General features: G+C 49.6%; 7 protein-coding genes. 1 reads left to right on the top strand and 6 read right to left on the bottom strand.

From position 1 onward, the window contains the following. Window positions 1–382 precede the first annotated feature (382 nt). Window positions 383–910, bottom strand: coding sequence for a hypothetical protein (locus QZ176_RS09800; RefSeq protein ID WP_295153214.1), 528 nt, complete (start codon window positions 908–910; stop codon window positions 383–385). Between the two features lie 97 nt (window positions 911–1,007). Between QZ176_RS09800 and QZ176_RS09805 the strand changes: the two genes are divergently transcribed. Beyond that, window positions 1,008–4,451: an acyl-[ACP]--phospholipid O-acyltransferase gene (locus QZ176_RS09805; protein ID WP_295153216.1), complete on the top strand. Its 3,444-nt coding sequence runs from the start codon at window positions 1,008–1,010 to the stop codon at window positions 4,449–4,451. Window positions 4,452–5,214: 763 nt separating this feature from the next. Here the strand turns inward: QZ176_RS09805 and fldA are convergent. The 5 genes from fldA to nifJ form a co-directional block, all read right to left on the bottom strand. Beyond that, complete coding sequence (fldA, locus tag QZ176_RS09810; protein WP_177389208.1) at window positions 5,215–5,706, bottom strand: flavodoxin FldA; 492 nt, start codon at window positions 5,704–5,706, stop codon at window positions 5,215–5,217. Window positions 5,707–5,717: 11 nt separating this feature from the next. After that, complete coding sequence (locus tag QZ176_RS09815; RefSeq protein WP_295153218.1) at window positions 5,718–6,953, bottom strand: hypothetical protein; 1,236 nt, start codon at window positions 6,951–6,953, stop codon at window positions 5,718–5,720. Continuing rightward, a complete protein-coding gene (locus QZ176_RS09820; RefSeq protein ID WP_005870807.1) occupies window positions 6,946–7,269 on the bottom strand; it encodes a DUF2325 domain-containing protein in 324 nt (107 codons plus the stop codon). Before QZ176_RS09820 ends, QZ176_RS09815 begins: the two co-directional genes overlap by 8 nt. Window positions 7,270–7,387: 118 nt before the next feature. After that, window positions 7,388–8,080 (bottom strand): aspartate/glutamate racemase family protein, encoded by a 693-nt coding sequence (locus QZ176_RS09825; RefSeq protein WP_295153220.1) that lies wholly within the window; start codon window positions 8,078–8,080, stop codon window positions 7,388–7,390. A 110-nt stretch (window positions 8,081–8,190) separates the two neighbouring features. Next, a complete protein-coding gene (gene nifJ / locus QZ176_RS09830) occupies window positions 8,191–11,772 on the bottom strand; it encodes a pyruvate:ferredoxin (flavodoxin) oxidoreductase (protein WP_295153222.1) in 3,582 nt (1,193 codons plus the stop codon). Window positions 11,773–12,094 lie beyond the last annotated feature (322 nt).

Below are 12,094 nucleotides of genomic sequence, written 5' to 3' on the forward strand. Positions count from 1 at the left end.
AACCCCACCCAACCCCTGACGACGCTAGCGGCGCAGGCTGCGCCTGAGTTTTATTCTAATGAAACGAACATGCGTAAAATTCCTCATGCAGTAATCCAAGTCATATTAAATTTTAACGCGGACGGAGTCGCCCCTTCCTTGAGCGTGCCAGAGGTTAGGAATTTTTAAGGGGTGCTCCTTGTAAAATGAACATAGCAACGCAAGGCTCAGCCTGAGGCGTTTCTTGCGAGCGCAAGCGAAGCACAGAGTAAGTAGAGCCCTTCCCCCTTAAGAGAAAACATTGCCGCGAGTAAATTCCGAAGATAGAATTTTACATAGCGAAATTCTAGAATTTTAAATTTATATAACGAATTTTACGAGTCTTAAATTTAAAAGCAAAGCTTTAAATTTCAACGTCCAGATCCACGGGCTCGATCTGCAAGCCGCGCAGATCCGCGAGATGCTGCACCGCGGCGTCCGTCTCGGCGTTTTTTGGAAGCACGATGTGAAAGCCGCGATCAAACGCTAAGAAAAAATTCTCCCCGCCCGCAGCGATTCGATTTAGCGAGCGCGCGGCAAATTTCTCGCTTGCGCGCGGCTCGCCCTTTGAAAACGAGATCGTCTCGTCGTCCGCGACGAAGCTCATCTCCGTGCTCGAGTCTTGCGCGAGTTTGGCGGCAGAGAGATGTTTTCTTAGCATGCGGCGGTAAAATTTCGGATAAAAAATAAGCCACGCCGCACCCAAAATGACCGACGCCACGCTCGCAATCGGAGCCGTTTTCAAAAGCCCGTCGATGATGATGCCAACGAGCAAAAACTCAAACGGTATGGCGTAGGTGCTGATGAGGCGCTGCTTGCGCGCCTTTTTGCTGTAAAGCAGCATAAATTTATTGAGGTTATCGACGTCGCGATTGGTGATACGTACTTTCATATTTTTCCTTTAATTTTTGCGTAATTGTAGCGAAGCCGCCTTAAATTTGCGTCTATTAACTTCCGTGAGATAAAATCCCGTTTTTAAAGGAGCACCCGTGAAATCTTTATTAAAAATCAACGGATTTTTGCCGTTTTTGGCGATTATGTTTATCAACGCAAGCGTCGATCTGGGCCATAAGATCACGATCCAAAACGTCCTTGTTAAAAGCGCCGATTCGGGTGCTCTCATCGCTCTAACATCGCTTGTAAATTTGCTGATTTTGCTGCCTTACGTATTTCTTTTTAGCGCCAGCGGCTATCTCAACGACAAATTCTCGCGCACCCGCATTACGCGGATCTGCGCGAAACTCGGCGTCGCGCTTACTGCGCTCATTACGCTAGGTTATGCGTGCGGGTGGTTTTATTTTGCGTTTTTTATGACGATCCTGCTTGCGGCGCAAAGTGCAATCTACTCGCCCGCCAAATACGGCCTGATTAAAAAGATCGTCGGCGCGAAAAATTTAGGCGCAGCAAACGGCCTCGTGCAGGCTCTGACGATCATAGCAATTCTACTTTCATCGCTTGTTTTTTCGGTGATTTTCGAACTATTTGCAGCCCGCAGCAGCGATGCAGGCGAGCTGATGAGCTCGGTTTGGTTCATCGGCGTGCTTTTGGTCGCGGGCTCCGTGCTTGAAACATACTATTCATATAAAATTCCATTCTTCGACGCTGCGCAGCCACAGGCGGAATTTAATAAAGACGACTATCTTAAGCTTCGCTATCTAAGGCAAAATTTAAATTTTGTGCTAAAAGACAAAAACGTCCTGCTCTGCACGCTGGGGCTTTCGATGTTTTGGGCGGTCTCGCAGCTCGTGATCGCGACCTTCCCGGCTCACTACAAGAGCCTTAGCGGCAGCGACAACGTAATGGTGATCCAGGTGATATTGGCGCTTAGTGCGATCGGAATCGCGCTAGGCTCGATCTTTGCGGGCAGCTACTGCAAAAAACATATCGAGCTCGGTATCGTGCCGTTCGGCGCATTCGGGCTTGCGCTCGCGCTAATGGTGCTAGCCAACGCGCACTCCGTATTTTGGCTCGGCACGGCATCGTTTTTCTTCGGATTTAGCGGCGGAATTTTTATCGTGCCGCTCAACGCCGTCATTCAGTTTTTTACCGCCGACGAGCGCATGGGGCGGGTGCTTGCGGGCTCAAATTTTATTCAAAATATCTTTATGGTGCTGTTTTTGCTCATCGCCATCATCTTGGTGCATTTTGCGGTCGCCAGCCGCGAAATTTTCGTTATGGCTGCTCTTTGCGTGCTCATCTGCGGGATCTTCGGCGCGAAATATCTGCCGCAGCTTTTCGTTAGAATTTTACTCATTCCGTTTATGAAATTCGGCTACCAAGTCCACGTAGACGGTATCGAAAACATCCCGCAAAAAGGCGGCGTACTGCTTTTGGGTAACCATATCAGCTGGATCGATTGGGCGGTGGTACAGCTTGCGTGCCCGCGCGGCGTGCGCTTCGTGATGCATCGCAGCTACTATGATCTGTGGTATTTGAAATGGTTTTTTAAAATTTTCCGCGTCATTCCGATCGGAGCGGGCGTGAGCAAAAGCGCGATCGAAAGTATTCGCGAGGCGCTAAATGCAGGCGAAGTAGTCGGGCTCTTCCCAGAAGGCCACATCAGCTACAACGGTCGCATAGACGAGTTTCAAGGCGGATTTGAGCTAGCCGCGCACGATACGAACTCCGTAATCGTGCCTTTTTATATCAGGGGGCTTTGGGGATCGACGTTTTCGCGCGCTAGCGAGCATTATAAAAGAACGATCTCGCAAAGCGGCAAAAACGCACTTCGCGTAAGCTTCGGCGCGCCGATTGAGGCAAATTCCAAGGCGCACGAGGTAAAGCGCGCAGTAACGGAGCTGTCGTTTTTCAGCTGGGGCAAATATCTCGCAAGCCTAAAGCCACTTGCCTACAACTGGCTAAATCAAGCCAAAAGATCGCCTTTTAAGCGCGTAGCGGTCGATAGCACGGGAGTGAGCTTCACAAATTTAGCGATGATGAGCGCCGTTTTGATACTTCGCAAAAAGCTAAAGAGCCGCATAGGCAGCGAGGAGAACGTCGGTATAATTTTGCCTAGCTCGGTCATCGCAAGCGCCGTAAATTTAACGCTTTTTGCGATGGGCAAAACGAGCGTAAATTTAAACTACACGCTAAGCGAGGAAAATTTAATCTACTGCGCGGATAAAGCAAACATCCGCACGATCATCAGCTCGCGAAAATTCGTAGAAAAACTCAAATCAAAGGGCTTTGAGCTGGAAAGCTCAATCGGCGATCGGCTTGTATACCTTGAGGATCTAAGCGAGGGCGTCTCTAAAAACGAGCGCATAGCTTGCGCGCTAAAATCGCTGCTAATGCCTAAAATTTTATTTCGCGCGCTGTATTTTAAGCCGCACGCGATAGATGACGTAGCGACCATTTTATTTAGCAGCGGCAGCGAGGGAAAGCCCAAAGGTGTGGTTCTGACGCATAAAAATATAATGGCAAACGTCCGTCAAATTTCAGAGCTCATAAACGCCACCGAGTACGATGCGATTTTGGCGTCGCTACCGATCTTTCACTGCTTTGGGCTTACCGTAACGACGCTCTTTCCGCTAAACGACGGAATCTTAAGCATCCACGTGCCCGATCCTACAGACGCCTTTAGCGTCGGCAAGATGAGCGCGAAATACGGCGCTACGATAATGTTCGGCACTTCGACGTTTTTTAGACTCTACACCAAAAATAAAAGGCTCAATCCGCTTATGCTGGCAAGTATTCGCCTAGCGATTGCGGGCGCGGAGAAGCTAAATGAAAACGTCCGAAAGGAATTTAAGATAAAATTCGGCATCGAAATTTACGAGGGCTACGGCACGACCGAGACTGCGCCGGTGGTGAGCGTAAATACGCCGAACGTCCTCGAACCCGATTTTTTCAAAGAGCTTCACTTCAACCGCGAAAAGAGCGTCGGCTTACCGCTTGCAGGCACGGTCATAAAGATCACCGATCCCGCCTCGCTGCAGCCGCTGCCAAACGGCCAGGAGGGGCTTATCTTAATCGGCGGACATCAGGTTATGAAGGAATACTACGATGAGCCGGCAAAAACCGCCGAAGCGATCGCGCAAATGGACGGTGTACGCTACTACAAGAGCGGCGACATCGGCTATATCGACGACGACGGGTTTTTATTTATCACCGACCGCCTTTCGCGCTTTGCCAAAATCGGCGGCGAGATGATAAGCCTGGGTGCGGTAGAGAGCGCCGTGGGCGAAATTTTAGGCGAAAGCGCGATCTATTCGTGCGTAAACTTAAAAGACGAGAAAAAGGGCGAAAAGATCGCTCTGCTTTACGTGGGCGAGGCGAGCGAGGATGAAATTTCGCGCCGCCTGAAGGACTCCGCGCTGGCGCCGATAATGCAGCCAAGCGCCGTGAAAAAAGTGGAGCAAATCCCGGTACTCGGCAGCGGTAAGGTAAATCTCAAAGCGGTAAAGGATCTGGCGATAGAGCTCGGGCTGTAAATTTTAAAGCCTTAAAATTCGCGCCCTAAATTTTAAATTTACGCTTTGCCGAGCTATTTGCGCGAAGTAGCACAAAGAGCAAAATTCCTCTTTTAAATATTTATTCTTTATCGCCGCCGCAGGGCTTTGCGGCTTTCGCTTCTAGCGGCGGGCGATCTCGCAGTTACGGCGGCGACTTTATTTGGGGCGACAGCCGCGTGCGGTTGCAGCGCCAAATTTATGCTAAATTTTACGGACAGACAGCAGCCGCTCGCTACGCAGATAGACAAAATTCTTGAATCAGATGCCCGGCGAAATTTTACGGCAGAGCTGCGGGGAGAGTTTTAACGGCGTGCGTGCGGAAAAAATTTCAATGGCGTATGTGCGGCGAGAAATTTTAGCGACATTACTTTCCGCTTCGCCGCTTATAAAATTTGCAAATTTTATCTCCCGAGCGTGCGCCGATTATTATGCCGACGAGGTTTATAAACCGCGACGCAAACTCCCAGCTTCGTCCTTCCGCCGCCACAGCGGCTAAATTTTATCTACTCGCGCTAAGTGCGCCTCCAAGCAGGTCTGTATTTACATTAGCGCAAAAGTATCGAGCAGCTCTAAATTTAAAAGATAAACTTCATTCTCGCAAATTAAAATTTTAAAATTTAAAAGCCGTTTAAATTTAACCGAAGTCGGCAGAGCTAAATTTTAAAAAGGTCTAAATTTTAAGGATTTTAAAAAAGATGAAAGTGCCGCGGAGCGTGAGCTCCACGGCAAATCTAAAGGAGGACTATTTAAAAGATGGGGCGATCTGCGCTACCCACGCTTCGATGCGGCTCTCGGTGAGGTCGCTTTGATTGTCGTTGTCTAGCGCGAGGCCTACGAATTTGCCGTCCACTACGGCCTTACTCTCGTCAAATTCATATCCGTCGGTAGGCACTGCGCCTACGATATTTGCACCCGCTTTTTTGAAGTTATCGTATAGCTCGCGCATTGCGTTGCAGTAGGCGTCGCTGTAGCTTGAGCTATCGCCCATGCCAAAAATCGCGACGGTCTTGCCCGCGACATCAAGGGCTGAGAAATCAAAGCCTGCCCAGTCGTCCTGCAGCTCGCCGTCGTTCCACGTGGAGCTGCCGATGATGAGCGCGGTGTATTTATTTAGATCTGCAGGCGCGATGTCCGCGACATTTTTTAGCTCGTTTTCTATGCCTAGCTTTTCGGAGATTAGCTTCGCGGCGTCCTCGGTATTGCCCATCGAGCTTCCAAAAATAATTCCAACCATTTGGTATCCTTTTAATAAATTTTGTCGGTAAGCTTGTATGGTACTAATTTCATAATGAAATTTCCCTTAAAGCATTCGCTTTTTATCTCGACGTGGCAGTTAAAATTTTCATTTTTTGGATAGACAAGATACACGGCGTCGAGGTTTGCTCCCCGGCAAAGCTCTAGCGCTTTTTTTATATCATTATCATAAATGGCTGGATTTTGAGGTAGAATTTTTTTAAAGCTCGTAACCACGCCTAGGCTAAAACCGCTCTTGCGAACTACAATGAGCTCGCCCGATTTGCCCACAAGTTGCAGCTGTGCGCCTGCATTTCGAAGCGCGATTTTGCAAAATACGAAGTTGCGAAACGCATCGTCTCCGTTTAGCAGCAATCCGCTACGCAGACTCACGATTGCGTGAGTTAGCTTATAAGAGGGCTTAGCGGCAAATACTGGCAGCGGCATGCCGCGCAGATAGGAAAAAATTATCGCGTTATCCGCTGCACAAAATTTCACGGCGGGCTTGAAGCGGTAAATTTTACGAGCCCCGCGCCCAAGCTCGGAGACGATGAAATTTAAAAACGCAGCGCGAAACTGCATCTCGCCCTGCAAATACTTGGGCGAAATCCTATAGCTCGCATTAACGTTAAAATTATATAGAGCTAACATCGCCCGCGCTCGCGAAGCCGCATCATAACCCTGCAGCGCCTCTGGCGCAATCTCGCGCCCGTTCGCATCAAAGCCAAAAATTTCGCCGCAAAAGAATTTTTTATTAAAAGCTTTGGCATTTAAAATTTCATCATCAATAAGCTCATTATTGCGCCGCAGATCCGCTTTTTGGCGTTTTTCGCGCGCCGCGATATCTCGTTTTGGCGCGGCAATATCTCGTAACAAAGCTGATTTCTCGTCCGAACGCTTAGCGCAGAAAAAATTCTTTTGCGCGGAGCTAGTGTCGCAAAAAATCCTTGCTGTTAAATTCCTATTCGCGCCGTCTTTTTGCGCACTCTTTACAGTATGCGGCTTAGAGGCATTACAATTAAGCGCGCCCGATTTACCACTTGAAAACTTTTTAAATTTGCCACTAAATTTCTTGCTTTCGGCGTGCGCAAGGTAAGTAGTGTTAAATTTGCTAGAATTTAAAAAATCCTTGGAATTTAGCTCGCCAGCTTCATCGTCGCAAGCATTTGATTGCGGCGCAGTGCGCGACCTTTTAACCGCTTGCTTGGGCTTGCCGGCATTATTTAAATTCCTTGGAATTTTAATCATCTTCGCAAGGTCTGCAACCGAATTCTTGATTTAAATTGAAGACCTTACAGTATTCGCAAAATACGCAGCTAACGCTTCTTTTAGCGCATACGAGCGGGATTTTGCGCTTTTTTACTTCACCTTTGATTTTTTTCATCGTATTGTGGTTTAAAAAGCTCGTAAGCATAACGACACACTCGGTATCTTGCGGGATCGGCTTACGATTTACGCGATTTTCGTTTCGTGCGTCCCAGTGCTCGATGTTACTCGCGCCAAGGTCTTTTAAAACCGCCTTAATGGGTGTAATCTCATCTGCTCCTATAACTAAAACGTTCATTTCATCCCCTTATATGATTGATAGTCGTTATTATAACAGAGAAAGATTAAATTTAACTGATAATATATATAAAAATTTGAAATTATAAGCTGGAATTTTACCGGCTCATATTTGATATTTACTCGCTTAAAGCTAGACTTACTGCCGCATCGATGTGGATCTGCGTAGTATCAAATAGCCACGCGGCGGTATCTGCTTGCGATACGAGCAGCCCGATCTCCGTGCAGCCCAGTATTACGCCCTGCGCACCGCGAGCTCTGAGCCCTTCAATGATCTGCAAAAATTTCTTCTTGGAATGTGGTAAGATTTTACCAAAGCAAAGCTCATCAAAAATTACTTCGTTTACCGCTTCCATTTCGTCCGCATTCGGCACGAGTACCTCTACGCCGCCATCTATTAGGCGCTGTTTGTAAAAATCCTGCGTCATCGTGTAAATCGTGCCGAGCAGCCCTACTTTTTGCACGCCACGTTTTCGCAGCTCACTTAACGTGGCGTCCGCGATATGCACGAAAGGCACGGATATAGCGGCTTTTATCGCCTCGTAGCACTTATGCATCGTATTGGTGCAAAGAAAAATATAATCCGCGCCGCCGCTTTGCAAAACCCGCGCGTGACGAGCTAAAATTTCGCCCGCCCTGCCCCACTCATTATCTCTTTGACACCGCTCGATCTCATCGAAATTTAAGCTACTTAGCAGGATTTCGCCGCTACTTAGCCCACCTAGACGCTCGTTAATTTTGCAATTGATCCCATCATAATAGGTAATCGTAGATTCGTAGCTCATGCCGCCGATTAGTCCGATTTTTTTCATGGATTTCTCTTTTAAAATTTATACGGAATTTTATGCAATCCCGCTAAATTTAATAAAATTCCGGATTGCAAAATTCGCAGAGCCGGAATTTCAACAAATAGCCGCAAAGCTTAAGCATTCTCGCTCGCGGCGTCCGTAGAGACAACCTCATCGCCGAAATCGGCATTCGCAAGCCGTTTTAGCTGGCGGTAACGCCTCATCGCGTCGGCTTTGTTTGCTTCATAAAGCTTGCCCGCGTGCTCCGGATCGATCTTTTTAAGCGCGTTGTAGCGGACCTCGTTTAGCAAAAATTCCTCATAAAGGCTCCAATCGGGCTCTTTGGACGAAATTTTAAGCGGATTTTTGCCCTCCGCCGCGAGTCGCGGATCGAAAGTGTAGGTTGGCCAATAGCCGCATTTGCTCGCAAGCTCGGCTTGATCGCCGGAGCTACCCATGCCGCCTTTGATACCGTGCGCGATACACGGCGAATACGCGATGATGAGACTAGGTCCCGGGTAGGCCTCCGCCGCCATGATCGCCTTTAGCGTCGCGGCTTGGTTTGCGTTGGAATTTACCTGCGCGACGAAGATGTTGCCGTAGGTCATCGCGATCTGACCGAGGTCTTTTTTCTGCACCGCCTTGCCGCCTGCCGTAAACTGCGCGATCGAGCCGCGGCGGCTAGCTTTGGAGCTCTGCCCGCCAGTGTTTGAGTAAACCTCCGTATCTAGCACCAGCACGTTTACGTCCTCGCCGGTAGCTAGCACGTGATCGAGCCCGCCGTAGCCGATATCGTAAGCCCAGCCGTCGCCGCCGATGATCCACTGCGATTTTTTGTTTAGATACTGCTTCAGTTCTAAAATTTCACGAACCCCGGGCGCGTCCAAATTTTGTTCTAGTAGCGGCACCAGCCTATCTCTAATCTGAGCGGATTTTAGCGTATCGTTTCTGTTTTCGATCCAGTCGTGATAAAGCGCTTTTAGCGCGTTTGGCACGCTTGAGAGCGAGCCTAGCATAAGATCCTCGATCTTATGGCGCAGCGTCTCGCTTGCGATCTTCATTCCCAGCCCGAACTCGGCGTTGTCCTCAAAAAGCGAGTTCGCCCACGCGACGCCGCGGCCGTTCTCGTCCTTGCGGTACGGCATCGAGGGCGCCGATCCGCCGTAGATCGAGCTACAGCCCGTGGCGTTGGCTACGATCATATGATCGCCGAAAAGTCGCGTGATCAGCGTGATATACGGCGTCTCGCCGCATCCGGGGCATGCGCCGTGAAATTCAAAATACGGGCGCGCAAAGCCCACGCCCTTGACGCTTGATCTGTCCATCAAATCGTCTTTATATCTTACATGCTCGAATAAAAAGTCTGCGCTTTCTTGCTCGCCTTTTGCGAGTTCTTCTTCAAGCGGCACCATGACGAGCGATTTTTCCTTGCTCGGGCAGTTTTCGGCGCAAAGCGCGCAGCCCGTGCAATCTAGCGGGCTTACTTGGATCTTGTATTTTAGCCCCTTCAGCTCCTTGCCCTTGGCTTCTAGTAGGTGATCTTTTAAATTTAAAGGCGCGGCGGCCTCGTCCTTTTCGTCTAGCAAAAACGCTCTGATTACGGCGTGCGGGCAGACGAAGGCGCACTGGTTGCACTGGATGCAGTTTTGCTCGATCCATTTAGGCACCGTGACGCCTACGCCGCGCTTTTCAAATCGCGTCGTGCCTGCGTCAAACCCGCCGTCCTCGCGCCCTAAAAACGCCGACACCGGCAAGCTATCGCCGCGCGCTGCGTTTATCGGCTTTACGATCTTTTCTATAAATTCGTCGCCTTTGTATTTGTCGTTCGTATCCGCCGCGTCGTCCTTTAAATTTACCCACGCAGGATCGATCGCTACCTGTACCAAAGCGTCCGCGCCCCTATCGATCGCGTCGCAGTTCATCGCCACGACCGCTTCACCCTTTTTGGCGTAGGTTTTCTTGGCGTATTCCTTCATATAGCTTTGCGCCTGCTCAAACGGGATGATGCCGCTAAGCTTGAAAAACGCCGATTGCATAATCGTATTAGTACGGCCTCCGAGCCCTATCTCGCGTGCTAGCTTAGTGGCATTTAGGATGTAAAATTTTACCCGTCTTTGGGCTAGAATTTTTTTGACCTTGTTTGGAAGCTTTGCCGCCGTCTGCTCGGCATCCCAGATGGAATTTAAAAGAAAGGTCCCTCCTTCGCGGATGCCCCCGATGACATCGTAGATATCCAGATACGCAGCGACCGAGCAAGCGACGAAATGCGGATCGGAAACGAGATATGTCGAGCGGATCGGTCTTTTGCCGAAGCGCAGGTGCGAGCGCGTGTAGCCGCCCGATTTTTTGCTATCGTAAGCGAAATACGCCTGTGCGTAAAGCTCGGTTTTATCGCCGATGATTTTGACGGAATTTTTATTCGCGCCCACGGTGCCGTCTGCGCCCAGGCCGTAAAATAGACACTCGGTCTCATCCTCGCTGCCGAGCGAAATTTTATCTCCCACGGGTAGAGATAGATGCGTCACGTCGTCGTCGATGCCGATCGTAAAGCCGTTTTTAGGCTCGTCCGCCTTTAAATTTTCATACACGGCGATTAGCTGCGCGGGATCAACGTCCTTAGAGCTTAGACCATACCTGCCGCCCACGATGAGCGGAGCGTCCGCGCGCCCGTAAAATGCGGCCTTTATATCCAGATACAGCGGCTCGCCGAGGCTGCCCGGCTCCTTCGTGCGATCGAGCACGGCGATCTTTTTAACGCTTTTAGGCATCGCAGCGAAGAGATATTTGAGGCTGAAAGGCCTGTAGAGGTGCACTTTTAGCACGCCTACCTTCTCGCCCTTCGCGTTTAGATGATCGACCACCTCCTCGAGGGCTTGATTGACCGAGCCCATCGCGACGATCACGCGCTGCGGCTCACTAGCGCCGTAATAGACGAAAGGCGCGTACGACCGTCCCGTGATCTTTGAAATTTCGCTCATATACTCCGCGACGATGTCCGGAAGCGCGTCGTAAAATTTATTGACTAGCTCGCGCGTCTGAAAATATACGTCGTCGTTTTGCGCCGTGCCGCGAGTTTTAGGATGCTCAGAGTTTAGCGCGTCAGCCCTAAATTTACGCACGGCCTCGCGATCGAGCAAGCGATCAAACTCGGCATAGTCCATCACCTCGATCTTTTGAATTTCATGGCTCGTGCGAAATCCGTCGAAAAAGTGCAAAAATGGCACTCGCCCCTTAATCGCCGCAAGATGCGCAATGCCGCCTAAATCCATCACCTCCTGCACGCTGTCGCTTGCAAGCATCGCAAAGCCGCTTTGGCGACAGGCGTAGACGTCTTGATGATCGCCGAAGATGGAGAGCGCCTGCGCCGCAAGCGCGCGCGCCGCGACATGAATGACGCCCGGAAGCATCTGGCCCGCGATCTTGTACATATTTGGAATTTTTAGCAAAAGTCCCTGCGATGCGGTGTACGTCGTCGTAAGCGCACCCGCTTGGAGTGAGCCGTGCACGGTGCCCGCCGCGCCGCCTTCGCTTTGCATCTCGACTACTTTAACGGGCATGCCGAAGAGGTTTTTCTTGCCCTGCGACGCCCAGATATCGGTGTAATCCGCCATAGGCGAGCTAGGCGTGATCGGATAGATGCCCGCGACCTCGGTGAAGGCGTATGAGACGTAAGCCGCCGCCTCGTTTCCGTCCATCGTTTTCATAACTTTTGCCATTTTTCGTCCTTTGGAATTATCAAATTTCGCTAATTTTACATATTTATTGCTTAAAAATTTAAATGCTTCGCAAACCGAATAAAATTCTAAAGCTTTATCACAGCAGGCGGGCTACAAGCGCGATCTGCTGGCAGTTTTAGACGAGCATTGCGGACGATTTGAGACAGGGTCCCTCTCCGCTTTGAAAATAAAATTTTGCGTACTTTAAGCGCAGATCGTAAGCAGCGGGTAGAGATTAAATGCAAATTTAGCCGTCTAACTTGAAATTCTAACCCAAATATCAAATGACGGGAATGCGCGAAAATTAAGAAATTTAAAAATG

The sequence above is a fragment of the uncultured Campylobacter sp. genome, assembly GCF_905373215.1.
Taxonomy (GTDB): domain Bacteria; phylum Campylobacterota; class Campylobacteria; order Campylobacterales; family Campylobacteraceae; genus Campylobacter_B.